Annotated in this window: 23 protein-coding genes; 7 read left to right on the top strand and 16 right to left on the bottom strand. The window is 70.0% G+C overall.

All coding sequences use genetic code 11. The features are described 5' to 3' along the window. The first annotated feature begins 145 nt into the window (after positions 1-145). The gene (locus FFK22_RS12440) at positions 146-451 is read left to right on the top strand and encodes a hypothetical protein (protein ID WP_138889918.1); all 306 of its coding nucleotides are present in this window, start codon (positions 146-148) and stop codon (positions 449-451) included. Positions 452-453: 2 nt separating this feature from the next. On the opposite strand, the gene FFK22_RS12435 is transcribed toward FFK22_RS12440, so the two are convergent. From FFK22_RS12435 to FFK22_RS12405, 8 genes are all read right to left on the bottom strand, one after another. Beyond that, the gene (locus FFK22_RS12435; protein ID WP_221938556.1) at positions 454-921 is read right to left on the bottom strand and encodes a DUF192 domain-containing protein; all 468 of its coding nucleotides are present in this window, start codon (positions 919-921) and stop codon (positions 454-456) included. Between the two features lie 16 nt (positions 922-937). After that, positions 938-2,044, bottom strand: a complete 1,107-nt coding sequence (locus tag FFK22_RS12430; RefSeq protein WP_138889916.1) for an acetoin utilization protein AcuC — start codon at positions 2,042-2,044, stop codon at positions 938-940. 7 nt (positions 2,045-2,051) lie between these two features. Beyond that, positions 2,052-3,011: a protein translocase subunit SecF gene (secF, locus tag FFK22_RS42895; RefSeq protein WP_186002436.1), complete on the bottom strand. Its 960-nt coding sequence runs from the start codon at positions 3,009-3,011 to the stop codon at positions 2,052-2,054. Next, a complete protein-coding gene (secD, locus tag FFK22_RS42890) occupies positions 3,011-4,624 on the bottom strand; it encodes a protein translocase subunit SecD (RefSeq protein ID WP_186002435.1) in 1,614 nt (537 codons plus the stop codon). Before secD ends, secF begins: the two co-directional genes overlap by 1 nt. Before the next feature lie 112 nt (positions 4,625-4,736). Next, positions 4,737-6,047 carry a bifunctional diaminohydroxyphosphoribosylaminopyrimidine deaminase/5-amino-6-(5-phosphoribosylamino)uracil reductase RibD gene (ribD, locus tag FFK22_RS12420; RefSeq protein ID WP_138889915.1) on the bottom strand — a complete coding sequence of 437 codons (1,311 nt, stop codon included), beginning with the start codon at positions 6,045-6,047 and terminating at the stop codon, positions 4,737-4,739. After that, on the bottom strand, positions 6,044-6,718 hold the full coding sequence (gene ribA, locus FFK22_RS12415; RefSeq protein WP_138889914.1) for a GTP cyclohydrolase II: 675 nt from the start codon (positions 6,716-6,718) through the stop codon (positions 6,044-6,046). The genes ribD and ribA overlap by 4 nt, the downstream gene beginning before the upstream one ends. A gap of 114 nt (positions 6,719-6,832) precedes the next feature. Beyond that, a complete protein-coding gene (locus tag FFK22_RS12410) occupies positions 6,833-7,525 on the bottom strand; it encodes an RES family NAD+ phosphorylase (protein ID WP_138889913.1) in 693 nt (230 codons plus the stop codon). Further along, positions 7,525-7,932: an MbcA/ParS/Xre antitoxin family protein gene (locus FFK22_RS12405; protein ID WP_221938555.1), complete on the bottom strand. Its 408-nt coding sequence runs from the start codon at positions 7,930-7,932 to the stop codon at positions 7,525-7,527. The genes FFK22_RS12410 and FFK22_RS12405 overlap by 1 nt, the downstream gene beginning before the upstream one ends. 353 nt (positions 7,933-8,285) lie before the next feature. On the opposite strand from FFK22_RS12405, the gene thrS reads away from it, so the two are divergent. The 3 genes from thrS to FFK22_RS12390 all read left to right on the top strand — a co-directional run bounded on the left by thrS (position 8,286) and on the right by FFK22_RS12390 (position 11,301). Then, positions 8,286-9,500, top strand: a complete 1,215-nt coding sequence (gene thrS / locus FFK22_RS12400; RefSeq protein ID WP_138889912.1) for a threonine--tRNA ligase — start codon at positions 8,286-8,288, stop codon at positions 9,498-9,500. 86 nt (positions 9,501-9,586) lie between these two features. Next, complete coding sequence (locus FFK22_RS12395; protein WP_138889911.1) at positions 9,587-10,303, top strand: hypothetical protein; 717 nt, start codon at positions 9,587-9,589, stop codon at positions 10,301-10,303. Positions 10,304-10,386: 83 nt separating this feature from the next. Further along, positions 10,387-11,301, top strand: coding sequence for a PHB depolymerase family esterase (locus FFK22_RS12390; protein WP_138889910.1), 915 nt, complete (start codon positions 10,387-10,389; stop codon positions 11,299-11,301). A 123-nt stretch (positions 11,302-11,424) separates the two neighbouring features. On the opposite strand, the gene FFK22_RS12385 is transcribed toward FFK22_RS12390, so the two are convergent. Both FFK22_RS12385 and pabB read right to left on the bottom strand, forming a co-directional pair. After that, positions 11,425-12,228, bottom strand: coding sequence for an aminotransferase class IV (locus FFK22_RS12385; protein WP_138889909.1), 804 nt, complete (start codon positions 12,226-12,228; stop codon positions 11,425-11,427). Further along, entirely contained in the window at positions 12,228-13,649 is a 1,422-nt protein-coding gene (gene pabB / locus FFK22_RS12380) for an aminodeoxychorismate synthase component I (protein ID WP_221938554.1), read from the bottom strand. The genes FFK22_RS12385 and pabB overlap by 1 nt, the downstream gene beginning before the upstream one ends. Before the next feature lie 86 nt (positions 13,650-13,735). On the opposite strand from pabB, the gene FFK22_RS12375 reads away from it, so the two are divergent. Further along, on the top strand, positions 13,736-14,260 hold the full coding sequence (locus FFK22_RS12375; RefSeq protein WP_138889907.1) for a GNAT family acetyltransferase: 525 nt from the start codon (positions 13,736-13,738) through the stop codon (positions 14,258-14,260). Positions 14,261-14,269: 9 nt separating this feature from the next. Here the strand turns inward: FFK22_RS12375 and FFK22_RS12370 are convergent, their stop codons facing one another. The 6 genes from FFK22_RS12370 to gabD form a co-directional block, all read right to left on the bottom strand. Then, positions 14,270-15,442 carry a nicotinate phosphoribosyltransferase gene (locus FFK22_RS12370; RefSeq protein WP_138889906.1) on the bottom strand — a complete coding sequence of 391 codons (1,173 nt, stop codon included), beginning with the start codon at positions 15,440-15,442 and terminating at the stop codon, positions 14,270-14,272. Positions 15,443-15,462: 20 nt separating this feature from the next. Next, entirely contained in the window at positions 15,463-16,851 is a 1,389-nt protein-coding gene (locus tag FFK22_RS12365) for a class II 3-deoxy-7-phosphoheptulonate synthase (protein WP_138889905.1), read from the bottom strand. 145 nt (positions 16,852-16,996) lie between these two features. Beyond that, positions 16,997-17,746 carry a bifunctional 2-polyprenyl-6-hydroxyphenol methylase/3-demethylubiquinol 3-O-methyltransferase UbiG gene (locus tag FFK22_RS12360; protein WP_138889904.1) on the bottom strand — a complete coding sequence of 250 codons (750 nt, stop codon included), beginning with the start codon at positions 17,744-17,746 and terminating at the stop codon, positions 16,997-16,999. Continuing rightward, complete coding sequence (gene gor, locus FFK22_RS12355; RefSeq protein ID WP_138889903.1) at positions 17,743-19,125, bottom strand: glutathione-disulfide reductase; 1,383 nt, start codon at positions 19,123-19,125, stop codon at positions 17,743-17,745. Before gor ends, FFK22_RS12360 begins: the two co-directional genes overlap by 4 nt. Before the next feature lie 140 nt (positions 19,126-19,265). Then, positions 19,266-19,976, bottom strand: a complete 711-nt coding sequence (rpiA, locus tag FFK22_RS12350; RefSeq protein ID WP_138889902.1) for a ribose-5-phosphate isomerase RpiA — start codon at positions 19,974-19,976, stop codon at positions 19,266-19,268. Then, entirely contained in the window at positions 19,973-21,430 is a 1,458-nt protein-coding gene (gabD, locus tag FFK22_RS12345) for an NADP-dependent succinate-semialdehyde dehydrogenase (RefSeq protein ID WP_138889901.1), read from the bottom strand. The genes rpiA and gabD overlap by 4 nt, the downstream gene beginning before the upstream one ends. A 723-nt stretch (positions 21,431-22,153) precedes the next feature. On the opposite strand from gabD, the gene FFK22_RS42885 reads away from it, so the two are divergent. After that, positions 22,154-22,828 (top strand): CHAP domain-containing protein, encoded by a 675-nt coding sequence (locus FFK22_RS42885; RefSeq protein ID WP_186002434.1) that lies wholly within the window; start codon positions 22,154-22,156, stop codon positions 22,826-22,828. Positions 22,829-23,163: 335 nt separating this feature from the next. After that, a complete protein-coding gene (locus FFK22_RS12335; protein ID WP_138889899.1) occupies positions 23,164-24,771 on the top strand; it encodes a glycosyltransferase family 39 protein in 1,608 nt (535 codons plus the stop codon).

Genomic DNA, 24,771 nt, shown 5'->3' with positions numbered 1-24,771 from the left:
GCAATAGTGTCGCCCTTTCACGGCCGGATCAGCGATTTCCGGCGCAAGGCTGCCTCCGATCCGGCTGGTCTGGCCGAGGCGAGCCGATTATATCGTTTTCCTGGCCTCCCGGCCGCAGAGACTCCAACACGGCTTCGAGGCAGGCATGGCCCGTGCGGCCGCGATCGCACTTTCCTGTATTCTTCTGGCGGCCCCGGTCGAGGCGGCGCCGGCCTCCTGCGGCCCGCACGACGTGGTCGTGGATTATCTGGCGCGCAGCTTCCAGGAAACGCCGGCCGGCGCCGGCACCGCCAACAGCGGCGGCCGGGTCGAGCTGTTCGCGGCGCCCAGGGGGCAGAGCTGGACGCTGATCTATACCGGGCCGGACGGGCAGGCCTGCATGATCGCCGCCGGCCGCGGCTGGGCCCCGCCCCTGCCCGGCCCGAACGAGGAAACCACCAAGCCGCGCTGACCTCAGCCCTTGACCGCGGCGATCAGCGGGTGGACCACCCGGTCGCCGGGCTTGATGTCGAGGAAGCGGGCGATGCCGCCGTTCAGCTCCAGCACCGCTTTGGCCGGCCCGTCGGAGGTGCGGGGGTCCAGAGTCTGCGGCGGGACCTTCTCGAGGATGTTGGCGATCGTCCCGTCGGTGCGGATGAAGATCATGTCCAGCGGGATCAGCGTGTTCTTCATCCAGAAGGCCCGAGGCTCGGCCCCGTCGAACACGAACAGCATGCCGGCGTCCGGCGCCATCTTCTCGCGGAACATCAGGCCGCGCTGCTGCTGCTCCGGCGTCAGCGCCAGCTCGACCGTGAAGTGGAAGCTCTTGCCGGCCGCGGTCTCGATGGTGAGGTCGCTGGTCTTCGGCTGGGTCGCCTCCTGCGCCGAGCCGGGGCCGGCGGCGACAAGCAGCAGGGCGAAAGCGGCGAGGAGCGTCTTCATCGGTCGTCCCATCTCGTCAGGGGGTCATGACGGCACGGATCGCAGCCTGGACCTCCGGCCGCACCAGGCCCGGCCGCGGCGGGTCGTCCATCCGGTCGAACCAGTCGGGTTCGGGCGGGGTGCCGCGACGGCGCGACCAGGACAGGCCGGCCAGCACCGCGCAGGACTCCACCGTCAGCGGCGCCGCGGGGTCGAGGCCGTTCAGCACCGCCCAGACCCCGGCCCAGCAGCGGCCCACGGTCCAGGGATTGTAGCCCCCGCCGCCGAGCACCAGCAGGCGCGGCGCGACGTCGCGCACCGCCGCCACCACGTCCCACAGGGCGCGGTTGGACAGCGACAGGCGGCTCAACGGATCATCGTGCAGCGCATCGGCGCCGCATTGCAGCACCACGACCTGCGGCCGGAACCGCTCGACCAGCGGCAGCAGCGCCTGGTCGCGGACCGCCGCCATCTCGTCGTCGTTCAGCTCGCGCGGCACCGCCAGGTTGCGGGCGTTGCCGCCGCCGCGGTCCTCGACGGCGCCGGTGAAAGGCCAGCGCTTCGCCTCATGCACTGACACGGTCAGCACCCGAGGGTCGCCGGCAAAGGCGTCCTGCACCCCGTCGCCGTGATGGGCGTCGACGTCGAGATAGGCGATGCGGTCGACGCCCCGGTCCAGCAGGTCGAGGATCGCCAGCACCGGGTCGTTGAAGTAGCAGAAGCCGGAAGCGCGGTCGGGCCGGCCGTGATGCAGCCCGCCGGCCGGGCTGTAGACCACCGCCCCCTCGGCCACCAGGCCGGCGCCGAGCAGCGAGGAGCCGCAAGCCGTGGCGGGACGGCGGAACACCTCGCCGAAGATCGGGTTCTCGATGCCACCGAGATTGTGGCGCTGCCGGCGCGCCGGATCGAGATCCTGATCGCGCTCGGCATCCTGCACCGCGGCGACATAGTCGGCATGATGGAACCGGGTCAGCGCCCCCGGCCCTGCCAGCGGCCCGTCGCGGTACTGCCCCTCGGCCAGCCAGCCCTGGGCCCGGATCAGGTCGAGCGCGGTCGACACCCGCGGGATGGCGAGCGGATGCTTCGGCCCGTAGCTGGAATGCCGGTAGACCTCGCTGCCGATCAGGATCGGCCGCGCCGCCATCGCCGGATCAGGCCCCCTTGCCCGCCGGCTTGCCGTCCGCCGGGGCCGCCGGCGGCGCCTTCTTGCGGAACAGCTTGTCCTCGCCGAGGAACAGCAGGATCGGCGCCGCGATGAAGATCGAGGAGGTGGTGGCGACGACGACGCCGATCAGGATCACGATGGCGAATTGCTGCAGGGCCTCGCCGCTCCAGATCGCCAGCGGCAGGCAGGCCAGGAAGGTGGCCAGCGAGGTGCCGATGGTGCGGTTCAGCGTCTGGTTGATCGACAGGTCGATCAACTGACGCAGCGGCATCGACTTGTAGAGCCGCAGGTTCTCGCGCACCCGGTCATAGACCACGACCTTGTCATTGACCGAATAGCCGAGGACGGTCAGCAGCGCCGCGATCGAGGTCAGGTTGAACTGCATGCCGGTGACGGCATAGACCCCGATCATCTTGGTGACGTCGAGGATCATGGTGACCACGGCGCCGACGCCGAACTGCCATTCGAAGCGGAACCAGATGTAGAACAGCATGGCGACCAGGGCGAGGCCGAGCGCCAGCATGCCGTTCTGGAACAGCTCGCCCGAGACCGTGCTGCCGACCGAATCGACGCTGCGGATCACCGTGCCCGGCACGGTGTCGGTCAGGGTCTTCTTGACCGTGTCGAGCGCCACCTGCTGCTGCTGTTCGGTCGGCTGCGCCTCCATCCGGATCAGCACGTCATTGGGCGAGCCGAACTGCTGCAGTTGGACCTGTCCGAGACCGAGTTCTTCGAGCCCGGTGCGCAGCACCGAGAAGTCCGCCGGCTGCGGCGTCTGGATCTCGATGGCGATGCCGCCCTTGAAGTCGACGCCGTAGTTCAGCCCGGGATGGAAGAACAGGACGACCGAGGCGATGCTGAGGAAGGCCGAGGTGGCGAGGCCGGCGATGCGGCCCCGCATGAACGGGATCTTGGTGTCGTCCGGGACGAGACGGAGCCAGAACATCACGCTTTCCTCAGCACGGGCAGGACGGTGGGGCGCTTGCGGCGGATCCAGGTGACCATCATGAACCGCACCAGCACGATGGCGGTGAACATCGAGGTCAGGATGCCGATCCCGGTGGTGACGGCGAAGCCGCGCACCGGGCCCGTGGTCAGCGTGTACAGGATCGCCATCTTGATCAGCGAGGTGATGTTGGCGTCGAAGATCGTGCCGAAGGCCCGGCTGAAGCCCGCATCCATCGCCGAGAACGGCGACCGCCCCCGTTTCGTCTCCTCGTGCAATCGCTCGTTGATCAGGATGTTGGCATCGACCGACATGCCGAGGGTCAGCAGCATGCCGGCGATGCCGGGCAGGGTCAGCGTCGCTTCAAGCAGCGACAGGATCGCCACCGTCAGCACCATGTTCATGACCAGGGCGATGTTGGCGAACAGGCCGAACAGCCCGTAGGCCAGCAGCATGTAGGTGATGACCAGGACGAAGCCGACGGCCACGGCGATGATGCCGGCCTGGATGGCGTCGGCGCCCAGGTCGGGGCCGACCGTCCGCTCCTCGACGATGGTCAGCGGTGCCGGCAGCGCGCCGGCGCGCAGCAGCACGGCCAGGTCATTGGCGCTCTGGGCGCTGAAATTGCCGCTGATCTGGCCGCGACCGCCCAGGATCGGCTCGTTGATGTTCGGATAGGTGATGACCTTGTCGTCCAGCACGATGGCGAAGGGCTTGCCGACATTGGCCTGGGTGACCTGGCCGAAGCGGCGGGCGCCGGCGCTGTCGAACTCGAAATTCACCACCCATTGCCCGTTCTGCGAATTGGTGCCGGCGCGGGCGTCGGTCAGGTTGGCGCCGTCGACCTCGATCCGCTTGCGCACGGCGATCGACGTCCGCTCGCCCGGCCGCGGATTCTCGATCGGCAGCACCTCGGTATCCGGCGGCACCGGTTGGCCCTGCTGGTAGTCGAGATTGACCAGGTGGAAGGTCATCTTCGCCGTCTGGCCCAGCAGGCGGCGGATACGGTCGGGGTTCTGCTCGCCCGGCAGTTGCAGCAGGATGCGGCTCGACCCCTGGCGCGAGATCAGCGGCTCGCGCGTGCCGCTCTCGTCGACGCGGCGGCGGACGATCTCGATCGACTGCTCGACCGCCCGGGCCTCGCGGTCGCGCAGCCCCACCTCGGTCAGGGTCAGGCTGGCCTTGCCGTCGCTGCCGACGCTGATGTCGAGGTCGCGCTTGCCCCCGGCCAGCGGGTCGACGGCGCCGGTCAGCAGGTTCTCGGCCAGCAGCGTGCGCACCCGCTCGGCCTGGCTGGTGTCGGCCAGGGTGAAATTGACCGAATGGTCGTTCACCGAAAGATCGCTGTAGGTGATGTTCTCGCGCCGCAGCAGGCTGCGGATCGAATCCTGGATGTTGGCGAGGCGGGCGTCGACCACCGCCTTCATGTCGACCTCCAGCAGGAGGTAGGAACCGCCCCGCAGGTCGAGGCCGAGATTCATCTGCCGCGCCGGGATCCAGGACGGCAGCGCGTCGAGCGTGCTGCGCGGCAGGAGGTTCGGCAGGCTCAGGATCACGCCGAGGAGGCACACCACCAGGATGGTGACCTTCTTCCACGGGGCGAAATACATCATCGACGGCAAGCTCTCAAAATTCGGTCGGTTCGGGCTGGCCCGGCCGAGACATCACAGGTCTGGTCCGGCGCACCGGACCGCAGGGCGCGCACGGTACAATGCGCGCCGCCGTTTAGCCATGGCGAAGTGGCGACGGATCGATGCCGGCGTCGACAAGCCGCGCCACATGCGATTCCACGGCCGGCGACACGTATTCGACCAGAAGATCCGGGCCGAGGGCCGCGGTCGCGATCGGCCGCCAGTCTCGTGTCGCGGCGGCGCTGCCGGGAAAGGCGATGCGGTTGCGCTGGCCGCCGCCGATCACGGGCGCAATGAAGACATGGGCCAGGTCGACGCGGCCGGCCTCGAGCAGCAGGCCGAGCAGGCGCGGGCCGCCCTCGACCATGACCGAAGCGACCGGCCGGCCGAGCCGCGCCACCATGGCCGGGCCGGCCAGGGCGTCGAACAGGGCGTCGACCGGCGGCCCGTCCGGCAGCGCCAGCAGGGCGGCCGAGGGCGGCAATAGGGCCTCCAGCGCCGCCGCCTGCCGCGCCGCGGCGGCGCCCAGCAGGAACACGGTCGGCGCGTCGGCCGAGAGCAGCCCGGACTTCCAGCGCTCCAGCCGCTGCGGCAGGGCGGCCAGGGCCCGGCCGTTCGGGTCGTAGACCAGGCGCAGGGGATGGCGGTGCCGGTCGCCGGCGGCGTCGCGCACGGTCAGGGCGGGATCGTCGGCCAGCACGGTGCCGGCGCCGACCAGGATGGCGTCGTATTTCTGGCGCAGCCAATGGGTGTGGGCGCGCGCCGCCTTGCCGGTCAGCCAGCGCTCGGCACCGTCGTCATAGGCGAGTTGGCCGTCCAGCGTCTGCGCCCATTTCGCCGCCACCAGCGGCCGGCCGAGCCGCTGCCGCAGCAGAAAGGGCGCGTGCCAGGCCGCCACCTCAGGCGCCAATGTCCCGACGCTGACGGCGACGCCGGCCGCCTGCAACCGGGCCAGGCCGGTGCCGTCGACCAGCGGGAACGGGTCGCGCAGGGCCACAACGCAGCGCGCCAGGCCGAGCGACGCCAGGAGGTCGGCGCAAGGCGGCTGGCGCCCGTGATGGCTGCAGGGTTCGAGCGTGACATAGGCGGTGGCGCCGCGGAACGCCGCACGATCGGCCATCGCCTCGACCGCGACGCGCTCGGCATGGCGCTCGCCGATCCGCTCGGTGGCGCCGCGCGACACGACGCGGCCGTCGCGGACGATGACGCAGCCGACCACCGGGTTGGGGTCGGACAGCCCGTTATGGGTCATCGCCGTCCGCAGCGTGTCGAGCATCCAGGCTTCGTCGTCGCCCGCCGTCCGGGTGGGCGGTGCCGCGTCGCGCAGCGGCTCCGGCAGCGTGTCGCGGAGGACGCCGCCGAAACCGAAGCCCGGCCGCAGCGAGAGCGCGGCCGCCTGCGTCAAGGCTTGCCCAGGCGGCGCACCCCCGGGGTGTCGCCGACAGCCAGGGGCAGCACTTTGGCCCCACCGGAAATATCCGACAGATCAATCCGGTGTGCGTGCTTCTTCACCTTGGCTTCAAGGTACTGGATGTTGTGCTCGGTGACGAAGACGCCGGTCGGCACGATCTCGACAATCTCGATCCCGGCGGCCTCGAGCTGCTTCGCCTTGTCGGGATTGTTGGTCAGCAGCCGGATCCGCTTCACCCCGAGCGCCAGCAGCATCTGCGCCGCGGGGGTGAAATCGCGCATGTCATGCGGGAAGTTCAGCCGCTCATTGGCCTCGTAGGTGTCGAGCCCCTGGTCCTGCAGCACATAGGCGTCGAGCTTGGCGTAGAGGCCGATGCCGCGCCCCTCCTGCCGCAGGTAGAGGACGAAACCGCCTTCTTTTCCAATGCGATGCAGGGCATCGTTCAACTGCGGACCGCAATCGCAGCGCTGCGAGCCGAAGACGTCGCCGGTCAGGCATTCGGAATGCACTCGGACCAGCGGCACGTCGCGGCCTCTCGGCCCGAGGGCAATGGCGAAATGCTCGCCGCCATCGGCGAAGCCGTCGAAGGTGTGGAACACGCCCTTCACCGCCCCGTCCAGGATCGGGATGGTGACGGTGGTGCGGATCTCGACCGGTGCCTGCATCGAATACCCCGACGGCCGCGCCGCGACCGAACCTCGTGAAACCGTGGGGCACAATATCGGTGGGCTGCCCCGATATTCCCAGCCCTAACGAACGGAGATCGGCTATGCGGCTCGCTACGTTTGCAGCGCCCGGATCTCGTGTACTGCAGCGATCCGGGTTCCGTCCCAGTGATAGGACAGGTGCCGCTCCTGGGTCACCGGGGTCAGCACGCTGCGCGGCCGGAACACCGCGGCGCACTGCCCCCCGTCGTGGCGGACGCTGTCATAGGCGATGCCGAAGGCGCCGTCGCCATGCAGCCGCCGCCCCAGGGCCTGGCCGGCCGAATAGTCGAGCGGGTCGTAGACGCCGGGCAGCTCGGCGCCCAGGTCGCGGATATCGTGCAGCTCGCCGGACAGGCTGTTGATCAGCACCCGCATGTCGATCGTGGTCGCCGGCGTCGCCGTCGCCGCGAAGAAGCGGGCGCGGTGATAGCTGGTCTCCGCCACCGCCGTGTCCAGCGCCGCAGCGCCGTAATAGGCGCCGTAGGTGCCGTCGGTGAAGCGGCTGCCGTCCGGGTGCAGATGGGTGAAGGGCGCCATGATGAAGCTGGTGCCCGCCCCGCTCATCCGCTCCTCCAGCGGCACCAGCGAAATCTGCCCGACCTGGTCGCGCAGCCGGTCGTTGGTCCGGGATTCGAGCTCGATCAGCAGCTCCCAATCCTCCGGCGGCGCCACCCGCTCGAACAGATCGATCGGCGGATACCGGCTGGGAATGATGCGCCAGCATTCGGGCCAGTCGACCTGGCGGACCGGAATGGCGGCCTGCATCAACCCCAACCGCCGCGCTCCGCATCCAGGTAGCGGCGGACCACGAACAGGTCGGCGACATTGCCCGACAGCATGCGGTCGAGCGCCGAGCGCCCGCCGAAGGGCGAGGCGATGTTCGGCCGTCGCACCCAGCCATCGGCCAGCTTGGCGTCCTTGAACAGGATCTGCAGCGCCCGGTAGATGCCGAGGATGTAGGAGATCCGCTCCATCGTGTCGGCCGAGGGATGGCCGGTCGCGCCGGCCTTCCAGCGGTAGAAGGTGGCCTTGGACGGGCGGCCCAGCAGCACGCGCTTCTCCTCGTCCTTCAGCCCCCAGGCCTCGACGATGTTGAAGAAGGCGCTCAGCCCCGCCCGGGCCAACCGCCCTTCGGCACCGCGCGGTACCACCGCCGCCTCTTGCGCCATCATCGAACCGCTCCTCTCGTCGAACTCATTTGAGATCTTTGATCTCGTTTGAGACAAATATAGCGAAGCGCCCAGCCTGTGACAAGTCCCGCCCCATCAACACGGCAGCCCTCCTCCGCGTTGCATCGCAGTTGACGCCGTCTGCCGGCCATGGCTCTACTGAAGTCATGAGCGCCATCCGTTCGATGATTACCGCGACCACCAAAACGACCACCGCCACAGGCGGGTCGTGCGGAGGTCGTGTGCGCTGATCGGACAGTGCCTCGCCGACCACCAAAGGGCCCCGCCGGCAACGGACGGGGCCCTTGGTCTTTCTGGGCTCTCCCTGCGCCGGTCCAACGCAACGGAGACTTCCCATGGACGACATCGATCACCGCAGCCTCGGCAACCGCCTCGACCTGTTCCACCAGCAGGAGGACGGCCCCGGCATGGTCTTCTGGCACCCGCGCGGCTGGGCGCTCTACCGCGTGGTCGAAGACCATGTCCGAAGGCGCATGGCCCGGGCCGGCTACCGCGAGGTGCGGACACCGCAGCTGCTGGCCCGCGGCCTGTGGAACCGCAGCGGCCATTGGCAGAAATTCGGCGCCCAGATGTACGCCGTGGCCGATGAGGGCCGGATCATGGCGCTGAAGCCGATGAGCTGCCCCGGCCACGTCCAGATCTTCAACAAGCGCGTGCGGTCGCATCGCGAGCTGCCGATCCGCTATTTCGAGTTCGGCGCCGTGCACCGCAACGAGCCGTCCGGCGCGCTGCAGGGGCTGATGCGGGCTCGCGGCTTCGTGCAGGACGACGCCCATGTGTTCTGCCTGGAGCAGCAGGTCGAGGCCGAGGTGGCGCGGTTCTGCAGCCTGCTGCGCCGGATCTACGCCGATTTCGGCTTCGACCATTTCGACGTCGCCTTCGCCACGCGGCCGGCGCAGCGCGCCGGGTCGGACGAGGTCTGGGACCGGGCCGAGGCGGCGCTGGCGGATGCGGCGCGGCAGGCCGGGCTCGATTTCGAGACACTGCCTGGCGAGGGCGCCTTCTACGGCCCGAAGCTGGAGTTCCACCTGCGCGACAGCCGCGGCCGGCGCTGGCAATGCGGCGTCATCCAGCTCGACCTGGTGATGCCGGAGCGGCTCGGCGCCGCCTATGTCGACGAGCACGGCAACCACCAGCTGCCGGTGATGCTGCACCATGCCGTGCTGGGCAGCCTGGAGCGCTTCATCGGCATCCTGCTCGAGCATCATGAGGGCAAGCTGCCGTTGTGGCTGGCGCCGGAGCAACTGGTCGTCGCCTCGATCGGCGCCGACGACGCCGTTCCGGCCTGCCGGGTGGCCGAAGCCTTCGAGGCGGCGGGGCTGCGCGTCGCCCTCGACGCCCGGCCGGAGCGGCTGTCGCGCAAGATCGTCGACGCCCATGCCGACGGGGTGCCGGTGCTGGCCGCGATCGGCGCGCGCGAGGCGCGGGACGGCACCGTGGCGCTGCGCTTCCGCGACGGCCGGCAGGAGTCGCTGCCCCTCGCCGCCGCGATCGCCCGGCTGGAGGCCGAGGCGCAGCCGCCTGCGGAGGCCACTGCCCTCGCAGCCTGATCATACGGGGCGCGGCGAATTATGCTTTGCCGCGCCCCGCTTCGGCGCCAGGATTCCGGAACGATCCCGATCACCGGAGACGGTCGATGGCCAGCACTTCCCTGGCGGCGCAGGACAGCCGCCTGCACCGCATTCTCCGCCATCTCGGCGATGAGATCCGCCACGTCCTGCCGCCGACCCTGTTCTTCCTGGTCGGCTTCAACCTGATCGTGTTCACGCAGAACCTGGTGCTGTCCGAATACCTCGCCCGGTCGATCAACTTCCTGGTCGCGACCACGGCAGCGCTGGTGGTCGGCAAGGCGGTGCTGGTCGCCGACAAGATGCCGTTCCTGCGCCGCTTCGACAACGCGCCGCTGATCCTGCCGATCCTGTTCAAGACCTTCGTCTACTGGGTCTTCGTCTTCATCGCCCGGCTGCTCGAGGCCCTCATCCACCACATCGTGGAGACCGGCCAGGTCGTCGGCTTCGGCGCCGCCCTGGCCGAGCAGTTCTCCTGGCACCGGTTCCTGTTCATCCAGATCTGGATCCTGGTGCTGTTCCTGATCTACACGACCGCCGCCGAGCTGAACGAGCTGTTCGGCGACGGCGAGCTGGCCCGGATCCTGTTCCGGCACCGCTCCTCCGATCTGAAGCAGACCCGGCGGCAGCGCATCCGCACCCTGGCGCGGCTGAGCCGCCTGACCGAGGACCAGCCGACTTCCGTCCTGCGCAATCCCACGACCCCGGCGCATCGCGAGCTCGTCGGGCTGATCGAGCAACTGGCACAGGATTCCGGCAAGCGCCACGGCGGGGCCGGCGGATAGCGGCGGCTCCGCGACCCTTCATCGCGGGCGTGAGGCAGCGCCGCGCACGCTATCCTGCGGCGAACCTATCCGAAGCGGCAGACATGACTCGACGGCTCTCCCAGGCGCTGGCTTTCCCGGTCGCGATCCTCGCACTCTTGCTCTCGACGGCGCCCGGCCGCGCCGCCGGCACGGATGTCGACGCGACGCTGCCGGTCGACGGCGTCTCCCGCAGCTATACCCTGCACCTGCCGCCGGCCGCGGCGGGCGGCAACCCGCTGCCGCTGGTGGTGGTGCTGCATGGCGGCGGCGCCAACGCCGACAGCGCCATCGCCCTGACCGGCTTCAGCGCCGAGGCCGATGCGGAGGGCTTCATCGTCGCCTATCCGAACGGCACCGGCCGCCTGAAGCCGACCGCCGAGACCGCCGGCCAGTTCAGCTGGAACGCCGGCGACTGCTGCGGCGCGGCGATGCGGCAGGACGCCGACGATGTCGGTTTCCTGCGCGCCCTGGTGTCGACGATCGAGCAGGAGCGCGCGGTCGACCGCCATCGAATCTATGCCGCAGGCTTCTCCGCCGGGGGCATGATGGCCTATCGCCTGGCCTGCGAGGCCGGCGACATCTTCGCCGGGGTCGCCGTGGTGTCGGGCGCGATCCTGGTGCCGTCCTGCACCCCGAGCCGCCCGGTCTCCGTGATCCACATCCACGGCACCGACGACGAGGCGGTCCCGTTCAAGGGCACCGCCGAGCGCGAGAGCTATGCCCGCGCCAAGTTCCCACCGGTGCAGGAGTCGGTCACCTTCTGGGCCGCCTTCGACGGGTGCCAGGCCCAGCCGGTGGCGCGGGCGACGGTGCTGGGCATCAAGGTGGAGGACTATCCGGACTGCCGGGCCGGGACCGCGGTGCGGTTCGACGTGGTCGAGGGCGGCATCCATGCCTGGCCGGACGGCACCGACACCCCCGGCTTCACGGCCACGCCGCATATCTGGCGCTTCTTCGCCGACCATCCGCGGCTGTAGAGCTGTCTTATACCAACGGCTCGAAATATTGACTCGTCATGGCGAGCCCCGAAGGGGCGTGGCCATGACGGGAGGAGCGAAGAGTCGAACTCAACGGCCGCTGGTATCACTGACGGCTCAACCCTATCTGGCTGCCAGCCCGAGTTCCTGGCGCAGCTTGGCGGCCGTCTCGTCACCGGCGGACAGCGCCGCACCCTCCAGCCGGGCCGCGGCACGGACCGACAGGGCATTGGTCAGCAGCAACGCATCCGCCCGCTGCAGATCCTCGACCATCAGCGGCTGCTCCCCTGCCCGCAATCGGGCAAGCACCTCGGCCCGCATGATCCCCGGCAGGGCCCCCTCCGCCACCGGCGGTGTCGTCCAGGCTCCGTCGAGCCGGGCGAACAGGTTGGCGATGCTGGTCTCGACCACCCGGCCCGCGGTGTTCAGCATCACCGCGTCGTCGGCGCCGCGCTCCGCCGCCTCGCGCCGGGCCAGCACCGCGTCGAGGTAGTTCAGCGACTTCACCCGGCTGAGCGGCGAGGCCTGGTTGCGGCAGGTGCCGCGGGCGACGACCAGCGCCACCGGCCCCTGCGGCGGCAGCCCGGCCGCGCCGGTGATCAGCACGGTCGGAGACGGCGCGACTGGCGGCAGCACACCGCGAGGCCCGACCCCGCGGCTCACGGTCAGCCGCAACACCCCCGCCGCGATCCCTTCGGCCGCGATCACCGCGGCGCAGGCCTCGGCCAAGGCGGCATCGTCGAAGCGCGCCGGGATGCCCAGCACGGCGCTGCCCTCGGCCAGCCGCGCCAGATGCCGGTCCAGCCAGACCGCGGCGCCGTCGCGCACCCGGATGGTCTCGAACAGCCCGTCGCCGAGGGTGAAGCCGCGATCGGCCGGGTCGATCCGCGCCGTTTCGGCCAGCAGCTGGCCGTTCAGCCAGGGCATCAACCGGCTCCCGCCAGGGCCTGCAGCAGCGGCCGGACCTTCACCATGGCCTCGTCATATTCGGCGTCCGGGTCGGAATCATAGACGATGCCGCCGCCGGCCTGGGCCGCGACCTGCCCTCCGGCGCCACACAGCGTCCGGATGACGATGCTGGAATCCATCGAACCGTCGAAGCCGAGATGGACGACCGAGCCGCAATAGGGCCCGCGCCGCGCCGGCTCCAGCTCCCGGATGATCTCCATCGCCCGGATCTTCGGCGCGCCGGTGATCGAGCCGCCGGGGAAGCAGGCGCGCAGAAGGTCGACCGCGTCGCGCCCCGGCGCCAGCCGCCCCTCCACCACCGAGACCAGGTGATGGACCCGGGGGAAGGTCTCGAGCCCGCACAGCACCGGCACCCGCACGCTGCCGACGGCGCAGACCTTCGACAGGTCGTTGCGCAGCAGGTCGACGATCATCAGGTTCTCGGCCCGGTCCTTGGCGCTGGCCTGCAGCTCCGCCGCCAGCGCCGCGTCCGTCGCCGGATCGACGCCACGCGGCCGGGTGCCCTTGATCGGCCGGGTCTCGACCCGCCCCGTCGGGTCGACGGCAAGGAACCGCTCCGGCGAGGCGCTGGCGATCCAGCGTCCCTGCCCCAGGTCGAGGAAGGCGGCGAAGGGAGCCGGCGACAGGGCGCGCAGACGGCGGTGCAGCGTGAACGGGTCGAGCCCGTCCGGCAGGTCGGCCAGGAAACGCTGGGTCAGGTTGGCCTGGTAGATGTCGCCGGCGGCGATCCAGTCGCGGATCCGGCGGACGCCGTCGCGATAGCCATCCGCCGGCATTTCCGACCGCCAGACGCCGCGGGGCGTGGCGTCGGGCGGTGGCAGCGGCGGGGCGCCGGCGATCGCTGCTGCGAGGTCGTCGGCCTGCGCCTGCGCCCAGTGACGGCGGCCCACGGAATCCTCCTCCGGCCAGCCGGTCGACAGCACCCAGGCGCGCTGCCGCACCGCGTCGAACACGGCGACGCAGTCATAGAGGCCGAAGGCGATGTCCGGCAGGTTGAGCCCGACAGGCTGCGGCGCCGGCATGCGGTCGGCGAAGCGCCCGGCCTCGTAGCCGAGAACCCCGATCGCGCCGGGACCGAGCGGCGGCAGTTCCCCATCGGGCTCGACCCGATACCGGGCCAGCAGCGCGGCGATGGCGCCGAAGGGATCGGCCGGCGCCTCCGCGGCGCCGACCTCGACCCACCGGAACGGATCGGCCGCGACCAGCGACCAGCGGCCCCGCGTGCCGTCGACCAGCGCCGAATCGAGCAGCACCGGCCGGGGCCGGTGGCGGATCGCGGCGAAGGCGTCGACCGGGTCGCGCCAGGGGATCGGCCGGCACAGGACCTCCGGCGCCACGGCGGCGGGCAAAGGGAACGGAGTGGCCAAGCGGTGGTTCACGTAACGATCGGGCTCCGGCAGACAGGGCAGCCCGAAGCTAGCACGCGGCGGGTCGGCACACACCGCCGCGCCTTCGGGAGGCATTCATGGAACTGGTTTCCCGCCTGGCCTTCTTTCTCGTCAGCGTCATCCTGATGCTTCTGGCCGCCGGGCTGACCGGCTATGCGATCTATTCGGTGGTGACGACCTTCCAGACGCCGCATGCCGCGACCGACACCGCGATGCTGGACGTCATCGGCTATCTGATCATCGCCATCGCCGTCTTCGACGTCGCCAAATACCTGCTGGAGGAGGAGGTCGCGCGCGGCCAGGAGCGGCGCCGCGCCTCAGAGGTGCGCAAGAGCCTGACCAAGTTCATCTCGACCATGATCATCGCCGTCTTCCTCGAAGCCCTGGTGGTGATCTTCAAGGTGGCCCGCGACGACGTGAACCTGCTGCTGTACCCGACCGCGCTGATCGTGGCCGGCACCGGCATGATGCTCGGCCTCGGCCTGTTCCAGCGGCTCAGCGCCTCGGTCGAGCGCGACATCGAGCGGGGCACGGTCGACGACACCGATGACGAGGACGGCGAGACGCCGCGCGCCCGGCGGCGCAAACCGTCGCCGTCCTGAGTCCGGCCGTCAGATCCCGGAGCCCGCCATGGTGTCCGGCCCCGGCCGGGCGCTGCCGTCCGGGCGCAGCCGCAGCAGCCATTCGCGGCCGACCTTGACCATCGGCTTGCCATCATATTCGACGATGTCGGCTGTGGCGTAGGTCTCGCTCCAGCGCTCCGGCAGGAAGCTGCCGGTGCCGACCACGTCGATCGGCGCCTTGGCCAGCGCCATCACCCGGCACTTGGCCGGGCTGAAGCCGCTGGACGCGACGATCTTCACCTTGCCGAAACCGGCCTCGTCCAGCCTGTCGCGCAGATGGTGGATCGCTGCGGCCGAGACGCCGGTGCCGATCAGGTGGCGCAGCTCCTCCTCGCTGCGATAGCCGCGCACCGCCTCGGGCACGTGGCGCTCCAGCACCGCGTAGGATGCGGCGGGGTCCAGCCCTTCCATGTAACGGCCGCCGCCGGTGTCGATGCGGACCGACAGCCGGCCGGCCGCCGCCATGTCCGGGAAGCGGCGGCAGACCTCGAGCGCGTCGGTGACCTCGCGGGCGAAATAGTCGACCAGGACGGTCAGCGCCTCGTCCGGGAACACCTCGTGGAACATCTCCGCGGCACGGATGGTCGACCCGGCATAGCCGATCAAGGCATGCGGCATGGTGCCGAGGCCGTCGGTCTGGCCGAAGAAATGCGCCGTGGCGTCGGTGGCATTGCCGACGAAGCCCTTGGCGTCGTGCTTGCGCCGGGCGCGGGCCGAGCCGACGCTGGCGGCATAGGCCATCAGCTCCGCCATCTCGGTGCCGGCGCAATGCCGCGCATCCATCGCCAGGAAGGCGGCGCGGGACAGCTCGGCGCACATGGTGTAGGCGTTGTAGGCGGCGACGCAGGCGGGGCCCAGCTTCTGCAGCAGCACCGTCTCGCAATCGACCAGATGGCGCAGCGGGCCGGTGATGTAGAGCAGCGGCTCGCCCGATCCGACCCATTTGCCTTCGGCGTAGCGCAGCTCGATCTCGGCCGTGAAGCCACGCTCCTTCGCCACCTGCTGCAGCCATTCGATCGCCAGCCGCGGCGCCGCCACCACCGGCCGGCGCATGAACACGGCATAGGTGACGCGGGTGTCGCCGAAGCGCTCCACGATCCCTTTGGTGCGCAGGAAATACTTGTCGGTCCAGCGCGACAGTTCGTCGACCGAAGGGGTCATGGACGCCGTTCCCTGGGTTGCTATTCCGCAGCCGCGGCCCGGCGGGCCGCGTCCTGGGCGCTGCGCTCCTGCTTCAGCTTCTCGGCGATCAGGAAGGCCAGCTCCAGCGACTGGCTGGCGTTCAGCCGCGGGTCGACCGCGGTCTGGTAGCGCAGCGACAGTGCCTCGTCGGTGATGGCCTGGGCGCCGCCGGTGCATTCGGTGACGTCCTCGCCGGTCATCTCGAAATGCACGCCGCCGGGATGGGTGCCCTCGGACCGGTGCACGTCGAAGAAGTCGCGCACTTCGGACAGGATCCGGTCGAACGGCCGGGTCTTGTAGCCGGAGGGCGAGCTGATGGTGTTGCCATGCATCGGGTCGCAGCACCAGACCACGGTGCGGCCCTCGTCGCGCACCCGGCGCAGCAGCGGCGGCAGCTTGTCGACGACCTTGTCGGCGCCCATGCGCACGATCAGGGTCAGCCGCCCGGCCTCGTTGTCCGGGTTCAGCGCGTCGATCAGGCGGATCAGATCGTCGGGGTCCAGCGACGGGCCGCATTTCAGGCCCAGCGGGTTCTTCACCCCGCGCAGGAACTCGACATGGGCGCCGTCGGCCTGGCGGGTGCGGTCGCCGATCCACAGGAGATGGGCCGAGACGTCGTACCAGTCGCCGGTGGTGCTGTCGATCCGGGTCAGCGCCTGCTCATAGGGCAGCAGCAGCGCCTCGTGGCTGGTGTAGAAATCGGTCTCGCGGATCGCCGGCGTGGTCTCTGCGGTGACGCCGCAGGCGGCCATGAACTCCAGCGCCTCGTCGATCCGGCTGGCGAAAGCCTCGTAGCGCTCACCTTGCGGCGACCGGGTGACGAAGCCCAGATTCCACTGATGCACCTTGTGCAGGTCGGCATAGCCGCCCTGGGCGAAGGCGCGCAGCAGGTTCAGCGTCGCCGCCGACTGGTTGAAGGCCTGCACCATGCGGGCCGGATCGGGGATGCGCGACGCCTCGTCGAACCCGACGCCGTTGACGATGTCGCCGCGGTAGGAGGGCAGCGAGACGCCGTCGATCGTCTCCATGTCGGCGGAGCGCGGCTTGGCGAACTGCCCGGCCATGCGGCCGACCTTCACCACCGGCAGGCCGCCGCCGAAGGTCAGGATCACCGCCATCTGCAGCAGCACGCGGAAGGTGTCGCGGATCTTGTCCGGGTGGAACTCGGCGAAGCTCTCGGCGCAGTCGCCGCCCTGCAGCAGGAACGCCTTGCCCGCGGCGACTCGACCCAGCGCCGACTTCAGCGAGCGGGCTTCGCCGGCGAAGACCAGCGGCGGGTATTTCGACAAGGTCTGCTCCGCCGCCGCCAGCTTGGCTGCGTCGGGATATTGCGGCATCTGCCTCACCGGCATCGCGCGCCAGGAGTCAGGGGTCCACCGTTCCGCCATCACCGTACACTCCGCACCTTGCGCCCCCGCCCACGCTCTCCCTTGCGGACGGGACCGGATGTGAGGCTATACGCCCGCGCCCCCGGCTTTGCCAGCGTCGCAGCGCAGCCCTCTCATGACAAGAACGGCGTGCGGTCGGCGGCCGCTATGCCGGCTTGTCCGCGGCAAGCAGCAGGAAGGGGGGCCGGCGGCGTTCCTCCTCCAGCCCCGGCCGGGACGCCACCGCCTCCGGCACCGGGCCGGGCTCCTCCAGCCGCGCCAGCACCAGCCCGGCGGCGATCAGGGTGCCGACATAGGTCTCGATCGTGCGATGGTGCTTGACCACGCCGTCGACGAACCAGCGGGTCTGCCGCGGCCCTTCCTCGCCATAGCGGTCGACCCGCCAATGCAGCCTTCGCCCTTCGGCGTCGCACTGCCACTGGCTGCCGCCCAGGGCAGTGCACATCGGGTGTTCGACCGAAAAGGCGAAGCGGCCGCCAGGTGCCAGGGCCGCCGCGATCCGCCGGACCGCGGCCGGATAGTCCGCGACGTAGTGCAGGGCGAGCGACGACACGATCAGGTCGAAGCCGCCTTCACCCATCGCCGCCGTCTCGATCGAGGCCTGCTCGTAGCGGATGGCCGGATCGGCCGTGCGCCGCCGGGCTTCCGCCAACATCTTCTCCGAGACATCGACTGCGAGGACCGAGGCGGCAACCTGCGCCCGGGCCCTGCGGGCGAAGTCGCCGAAGCCGCAGCCGAGATCGAGGATGTGCAGACCCGCCAGCGAGGCCGGCAGCAACCGAGCGAAGGCCGGCTGCTCCAGCACCGCGTTCAGCCCGCTCTCGGCCTCGCGCAGCGCGGCATAGCCGGCGAAGAAGGTCGGATCGTCATAGATGTTCTGCGGCGAATCCGTCATTGCGCCAGGCCGGGGCTGGCCGGGCGCTCGACCTTGCTGCGCATGGTCACGAACTCCTCCGCCGCGGTCGGGTGGATGCCGATGGTGGCGTCGAACTGCGCCTTGGTGGCGCCGCAGGTCAGGGCGATGCCCAGGCCCTGGACGATCTCCGGCGCGTCCGGCCCGACCATGTGGCAGCCCAGCACCCGGTCGGTCGCCGGGTCGACCACCAGCTTCATCAGCGTCCGCTCCTCGCGGCCCGACAAGGTGTGGCGCATCGGCCGGAACACGGCGCGGTAGACGTCGACCTCGCCATGGCGCTGCCGCGCCGCCGCCTCGGTCAGCCCGACCGTGCCGATCGGCGGATTGGAGAACACCGCCGTCGGCACGTTCTCGTAGGACGGCACCCGCGGCCGGCCGCCGAACAGCGTGTCGGCCAGGGCATGGCCCTCGGCGATCGCCACCGGCGTCAGGTTCAGCCGGTCGGTGACATCGCCCAGCGCGTAGATGTTGGGCACGCTGGTCCGGTAGTGCTCGTCGACAGCGATGGCGCCGTCGGCATCGACCGCGACCCCGACCGTCTCGAGCCCCAGCCCCGCCGAATTCGGCTTGCGGCCGGTGGCGTACATCACCCCGTCGGCGGCGATCACCTCGTCATTGCTCAGCGTCACCGCCAGGGCGTCGCCGACCTTGGCGATGCCCTCGACATTGCAGCCGAGGCGCAGATTGACCCCGGCCTTGCCCATCTCGGTGGCGAGATGGACCCGCAGGTCGTCGTCGAAGCCGCGCAGCACCATGTCGCCGCGATGCACCAGCGTCACCTCGGCGCCGAGGCCGTGGAAGATGCCGGCGAACTCGACCGCGATGTAGCCGCCGCCGACGATCACCACGCGCTGCGGCATCCGTTCCAGATGGAACGCCTCGTTCGAGGTGAAGGCATGCTCGCGCACGCCGGGCTTGTCCGGCAGCACCGGCCAGCCGCCGGTCGCGACCAGGATGCGGTCGGCGGTCACACGCTGGCCGCCGACCTCGACCGTGTGGGCGTCGACCAGCACGGCCCGGGCGTCGAACATGGTGGCGCCGACATTGGTCAGCAGGGTGCGATAGATGCCGTTCAGCCGCCCGATCTCGGCATCCTTGCGGGCGATCAGCGTGGCCCAGTCATGGGTCGCGCCCGGCACGGTCCAGCCGAAGCCGGCAGCGTCCTCGAAATCGGCCGAGAAATGCGCCGCCATGGCCAGCAGCTTCTTCGGCACGCAGCCGACATTGACGCAGGTGCCGCCCCAGTAGCGCTCCTCGGCAATGCCGACGCGGGCACCGTGCTGCGCCGCGATGCGGGCCGAGCGCACGCCGCCCGAGCCGCCGCCGATGACGAAATAGTCGAAATCGAATCCGCTCATGGCATGTCCGGACCGCCTGGCGCGGTCAAAGCGGCGCGGCCGAGGACCGGCCGCGCGGGAAGGGGTTCACCCGGCATTTGGGCCGCGGAACCCCATCCAGGCAAGCCCGTTCGACCCGCAGGGCCGCTATGCCTGCCCCGTCAGCGCGAGGGCTGCAGCGAGGTCGTCGTGCCGTCCGCCTGGCCGATGATCGCCTGCTCGGCACCGCCGAGGAACAGACCGGTCTCGACCACGCCGGCGATCGACTTGACCGCCCGCTGCAGCCCGTCCGGGTCGCGGATCGGCGCGAAGCCGCCGCAGTCCAGGACCAGGTTGCCGCCATCGGTGCGGACCGCAGCGCCGTCGCGTTGCCGCAGCACCGGGGCGCCGCCGAGGGCCGAGAGGCGACGGGCCGTCGCCTCCCAGCCGAAGGCGGTGACCTCGACCGGCAGCGGCGCCTTCTCGCCGAGCACCGCGACGATCTTCGAGGCGTCGACCACGGCGATGAACCGCGCCGAGGCCTCGGCCACGATCTTCTCGCGCAGCAGCGCTCCGCCCAGCCCCTTGATCAGGCGCAGCGTGCCGCGCTCGACCTCGTCCGCGCCGTCGATGCAGAGGTCCAGCGCCTCCGTCGCGGCGAAGTCGGTCAGGGGGATGCCGAGCGCGCGCGCCCGCTCGGCCGTCTGCTCGGAGGTCGGGATGCCGGTGACGCGCAGCCCCTCCTCCCGGATGCGGCGGCCCAGCGCCTCCAGCACCCAGCGCACGGTCGACCCGGTGCCGAGGCCGAGCCGCATGCCGTCCTCGACCAGCGCCGCCGCGGCCTCGCCCGCGGCGCGCTTGCCCTGCTCCTGCGGTGAAAGGGTCCCGGTCACCGGTTGAGCCCGCCCATGCACAGGTATTTGACCTCCAGATAGTCCTCGATGCCGTAATGCGAGCCCTCGCGGCCGAGCCCGCTTTCCTTCACCCCGCCGAAGGGCGCGACGGCGGTCGAGATCAGGCCTTCGTTGATGCCGACGATGCCATATTCCAACGCCTCGCCGACCCGCCAGATCCGGCCGATGTCGCGGCTGTAGAAATAGGAGGCCAGGCCGAACTCGGTGTCGTTGGCCATGCGGATCGCCTCCTCCTCGGTCTTGAACCGGAACAGCGGCGCCAGCGGGCCGAAGGTCTCCTCCTTCGCCACCTTCATCTCCGGCGTCACATCGGTCAGGATCGTCGGCTGGAAGAAGGTGCCGCCGAGGGCGTGGCGCTTGCCGCCGAGGGCGACATGGGCCCCCTTCTCGACCGCGTCGGCGATGTGCTCCTCGACCTTCTCGACCGCCTTCATGTTAATCAGCGGCCCCTGCTGCGCGCCGTCGGTCATGCCGTCGGCGACCTTCAGCTTGCCGACCGCCTCGGCCAGCTTGGCGGCGAAGGCGTCGTACACCCCGTCCTGCACCAGCAGGCGGTTGGCGCAGACGCAGGTCTGGCCGGTGTTGCGGTACTTGGAGGCGATGGCCCCCTGCACCGCGGCGTCGAGATCGGCATCGTCGAAGACGATGAAGGGCGCGTTGCCGCCCAGCTCCATCGAGACCTTCTTCACCGTGGAAGCCGATTGCTGGATCAGCAGCTTGCCGATCTCGGTCGACCCGGTGAAGGTCACTTTCCGCACGGTCGGGCTCGACGTCATCTCGCCGCCGATCTCGCCGGCGCTGCCGGTGACGACCGAGAACACGCCGGCCGGGATGCCGGCACGCTCCGCCAGCTCGGCCAGGGCCAGGGCCGAATAGGGCGTCTCGCTGGCCGGCTTGACCACCATGGTGCAGCCTGCCGCCAGCGCCGCGCCGGCCTTGCGGGTGATCATCGCGGCCGGGAAGTTCCAGGGGGTGATCGCGGCGCAGACCCCGATCGGCTGCTTGATCACGACGATGCGGCGGTCGCCGGCCGGCGCCGGGATGGTGTCGCCGTAGATCCGCTTGCCCTCCTCGGCGAACCACTCGACGAAGCTGGCGGCGTAGGCGATCTCGCCGCGGCTCTCGGCCAGCGGCTTGCCCTGCTCCGCCGTCATCAGCTTCGCCAGGTCCTCCTGATTCGCCAGCATCAGCTCGAACCAGCGGCGCAGGATCGTGAACCTCTCCTGCGCCGTCTTGGCGCGCCAGGCCGGCCAGGCCTTGTCGGCGGCGGCGATGGCGCGACGGGTCTCGGCCGCACCGGCCCGCGGCACGGAGCCCAGCCTGGCGCCGCCGGCCGGGTTGGTGACCTCGATCACCCGCCCGTCATCGGCGTCGGCCCAGCGGCCGTCGATGTAGCATTGCTGGCGGAAAAGCTTCGAGTCGGTGAGCTGCATCGGGTCCGATCTCCTCTTCGCGGCGCATCCGGCCGCCGAATCTCGAAGGAAGGTTGTAGCGCGGCCGGCGGAAGGCGGCCAGGGCGCCCGATACCCTGCTATGCGCCGGACGCGTAGCTTGCTGCTTCGCCGCAAGGTCCGAAACCGGAACATCCGCCGCTTTTGTCGGACGATGAAGGTGTTGGCAACCGCTTCGCCTCCCTGCCTTTAAATAGTCTTACCAATCAATTGAACCCCTCGACTTTCCAGCATCGTGTCGACGGTTGGACGAATAGGCAACCGAAACGACCCATGCACTGCACAAAAGTCGAATAATTTTTTTACGCCCGCCTGCAATACATGAACCCGCACCGCTTCTGTACTGGCATTCCAAAGCGGGCAGGAATCGGGCGAAACCGTGTCATTTTTGCTTGGCGGGAATATTTCAGAATGTTACTAACCGATCTTGCCGGTGAGGGGGCGGTGACTGGGGTCACCGGACGAGCCGGACGGAAAGGCGCTGCATCCGTTTGGAGCGCCAAGGGAGCGAGTGCAGTCCGGTTGAAACAGCGCAGGGGGGACGGGCCAGTGATGACCCGCGACACTGACTATGACCTCAGAATCAGAACGCAAACTCGGGCCAAGCGCCCACTCAGTGTCCTCACTGCAAGTCTGTTAACGCTGGTCTGCAGCGTCGCCCTTCTCGGCGAAACTGCACATGCCGCATCGCGCAGCACCCGCGATTTGAATGCCGCGGCTGCCGCAGCCGCCGGCCAGCCCAGCGATCAGGTCGAAGGCGCGGTCCGCAACGCCGCGGGCGCCAGCCAGGCGGCGACGGATCAGACGGCCAGCCCGGCACCGAGCACCGAGCGGAAGACGGCCGCCGCACCGGCGCCCCGAACTCGCCCCCAGACCTCCGCTGCGATCGATGCGCCGATTCCGCGCACCCAGCTGACGGCCCGCAACGTCACCGAGCAGCGGCAGATCCAGCGCGTCTCGACGCTCAAGGCCCAGCATCGCCGCTGGTCCTGCGTTCCCTTCGCTCGCGAGTTGACCGGCTTCGAGATCTCCGGCGACGCCTGGCGCTGGTGGGACGCCGCTGCCGGCCGCTACAACCGCGGCCGCATGCCGGTCGCCGGCTCGGTGATCGTGCTGAAGCGTTATGGTTCGATGCGGCGCGGCCATGTCGCGGTGGTGCGCCGGGTGGTCAGCTCCCGCGAGATCATCGTCGACCAGGCCAACTGGGCACCGCGCGGCCGGGTGAACGAGCCGGCCCGGGTGATCGACGTGTCGGCGAAGAACGATTGGAGCCAGACCCGCTTCTGGCATCAGCCGACCGGCCAGATGGGGACCTCGGTCTATCCGACCTACGGCTTCATCTACGCGCCGAACACCCAGGTCGCCGAACGCGCCGACTGACCGAACGCGTCCCGTTCCCGGTCCAGCAAGGCCCGCCGCAATTGCCGGCGGGCCTTTGTCTTTTGTGGGCTGGCACGCAGCAGCGCTTTCCTTCCACACAAACAGATCACAGCTTTTCATCAATCTACTCAGACAGAACCGAATTATTAATTTCTCTCCACAATACTTTAACTTCGGCGAAACCTCACACCGATAAGCAAACAACGTATCGAAAATCTATACGAAACTGTAAATACCGGAACCTCGGAAGAGACATTATTTCTAATGGCGACGCGTTCCCGACCACCATCGGCCGGGACTGAGACAAAGCGTTCCCATTGAGCAGCGACGACATCGTGAGCACCGAGGCGGTCCAATCCGTTACCGAGTCCCCGACCGCGCTGGGGACGCAGCGTCCCGGCCCGGCGTCGGCCGGAGCGGTCCTCCCGGCCGCCCATGATATCCAGTCCCTCTGGGTCCCTGCCTTCCTCGGCGCCGGCTTCCTGGCCTGGAGCCTGCTGCCGGCCTGGCTGGCCGGCAACCTGCACCCCGACACGCTCGAAGGGCTCTATTGGGGGCAGCACTGGCTCTGGGGCTACCACAAGCACCCGCCGCTGGCGGCCTGGTCCTCCGAGCTCGTGCACGCCGTGTTCGGCAGCGCCAACTGGGCCTATTACGCGCTGAGCCAGGGCTTCATCGCCGCCGCCTTCGCCGGCATCTGGCTGCTGACGCGCGACATCGCCGGGCGCCGGGCCGCGCTGGTCGCGGTCGTGCTGCTGGCCCTGACGCACTACACCACCTATGCCGCGCCGCGCTTCAACCCGAACACCGTGCAGTTCGCCTTCTGGGCCTGGACCATGGCGCTGTTCTGGCGGGCCGTCACCCGCGACCGCGCGGCCTGGTGGGTCCTGACCGGCCTCACCGCAGGGCTGGGCCTGCTGGCGAAGTATTCGATCGGCGTGCTGCTGGCGACGCTGCTGGCCTATCTGCTGCTGTCACCCGCCGGCCGGCGGCACTTCGCCCGGCCCGGCCTCTATCTCGCGCTGGCGGCCTGCCTGCTGGTGATCGCGCCGCATCTGCTGTGGCTGGCGCAGAACGATTTCACCACGCTGAGCTATCTGGCCGAGCGCAGTGACGGCACCCTGACCGGCCCGGCAGGCCACCTGATCGGCCCCCTCGCCTTCCTCGGCGACCAGGCCTTCGCCATCGCGCCGATGCTGCTGGCGGCGGCGATCGGGCTCAGCCCGCTGGGGCGCAAGCGGATCGCCGTCCTCCTCCATCTCGCCCGGCAGCGGCTTCGCTCCCCGGCGGGGCTGTATCTCGCCTTCGTCTACCTGGTCCCGATCGGCGTCCTCGCCCTGGCCTCCGCCGCCACCGGCATCCGGATCCGGACGATGTGGGGCATGAGCTTCGTGCTGGCCGCCCCGCCGCTCCTGGCGCTGCTCCTGCCGGCGCTTGCAACCCCCGGACTGTCGCGCTTCCGCACCGCTGCCCTCACCCTGGCGCCGGCCTTCATGATCGGCTTCGTGGTGCTGATGCTGGTCAAGCCCGGCCTGTCCGGCAGGCCGAACATCATGAATCTCGATGGCCCGGCCCTGTCCGCTGCGGCCGAGTCGCTGTGGCGGAACAGCCAGCCCGACGCGCCGGAGACCGTCATCGGCACCATCCCGGAGGCCGGGACCATCTCCCTCTACGGCACCGCGCGGCCGCAGGTGTTCGAGGATGCGGACCCGGTGCTGTCGCCCTGGGTCGACCAGGACAGCGTCGTACACGGCGGCGCCATCTACGCCTCCCGGCGTGTCCCTGTGCCAGGCCGCCCGATCGCCGGCCTCTGCCCGCAGGACGTCACCGCCTATGCCTGGCCGGCGCGGACGGCGCTCGGCACGCCGCTCGCAAGCCGCACCGTCTGGCTCGCCGTGCTTCCCGGCCGGGCCGCCCCGGCCGTCACCTGCCCCGGCTCATGA

Source organism: Mycobacterium sp. KBS0706 (assembly GCF_005938675.2).
GTDB lineage: Bacteria > Pseudomonadota > Alphaproteobacteria > DSM-16000 > Inquilinaceae > Inquilinus.
The sequence above is the reverse complement of the archived record's forward strand: the minus strand, read 5'-3'. Positions and strand labels throughout refer to the sequence as shown.

Bases quoted from the DNA above. Each gene is read 5' to 3' on its own strand.
- FFK22_RS12375 (WP_138889907.1), top strand. From the start codon at position 13,736: ATGGAACTGGTTTCCCGCCTGGCCTTCTTTCTCGTCAGCGTCATCCTG.
- FFK22_RS12435 (WP_221938556.1), bottom strand. From the start codon at position 921: ATGAAGACGCTCCTCGCCGCTTTCGCCCTGCTGCTTGTCGCCGCCGGC.
- gabD (WP_138889901.1), bottom strand. From the start codon at position 21,430: ATGCAGCTCACCGACTCGAAGCTTTTCCGCCAGCAATGCTACATCGAC.
- FFK22_RS12430 (WP_138889916.1), bottom strand. From the start codon at position 2,044: ATGGCGGCGCGGCCGATCCTGATCGGCAGCGAGGTCTACCGGCATTCC.
- FFK22_RS12440 (WP_138889918.1), top strand. From the start codon at position 146: ATGGCCCGTGCGGCCGCGATCGCACTTTCCTGTATTCTTCTGGCGGCC.
- thrS (WP_138889912.1), top strand. From the start codon at position 8,286: ATGGACGACATCGATCACCGCAGCCTCGGCAACCGCCTCGACCTGTTC.
- FFK22_RS12370 (WP_138889906.1), bottom strand. From the start codon at position 15,442: ATGACCCCTTCGGTCGACGAACTGTCGCGCTGGACCGACAAGTATTTC.
- ribA (WP_138889914.1), bottom strand. From the start codon at position 6,718: ATGCAGGCACCGGTCGAGATCCGCACCACCGTCACCATCCCGATCCTG.
- gor (WP_138889903.1), bottom strand. From the start codon at position 19,125: ATGAGCGGATTCGATTTCGACTATTTCGTCATCGGCGGCGGCTCGGGC.
- FFK22_RS12360 (WP_138889904.1), bottom strand. From the start codon at position 17,746: ATGACGGATTCGCCGCAGAACATCTATGACGATCCGACCTTCTTCGCC.
- FFK22_RS12390 (WP_138889910.1), top strand. From the start codon at position 10,387: ATGACTCGACGGCTCTCCCAGGCGCTGGCTTTCCCGGTCGCGATCCTC.
- FFK22_RS12385 (WP_138889909.1), bottom strand. From the start codon at position 12,228: ATGCCCTGGCTGAACGGCCAGCTGCTGGCCGAAACGGCGCGGATCGAC.
- FFK22_RS12365 (WP_138889905.1), bottom strand. From the start codon at position 16,851: ATGGCGGAACGGTGGACCCCTGACTCCTGGCGCGCGATGCCGGTGAGG.
- FFK22_RS12405 (WP_221938555.1), bottom strand. From the start codon at position 7,932: ATGATGGCGCAAGAGGCGGCGGTGGTACCGCGCGGTGCCGAAGGGCGG.
- FFK22_RS12395 (WP_138889911.1), top strand. From the start codon at position 9,587: ATGGCCAGCACTTCCCTGGCGGCGCAGGACAGCCGCCTGCACCGCATT.
- secD (WP_186002435.1), bottom strand. From the start codon at position 4,624: ATGATGTATTTCGCCCCGTGGAAGAAGGTCACCATCCTGGTGGTGTGC.
- FFK22_RS12410 (WP_138889913.1), bottom strand. From the start codon at position 7,525: ATGCAGGCCGCCATTCCGGTCCGCCAGGTCGACTGGCCCGAATGCTGG.
- secF (WP_186002436.1), bottom strand. From the start codon at position 3,011: ATGTTCTGGCTCCGTCTCGTCCCGGACGACACCAAGATCCCGTTCATG.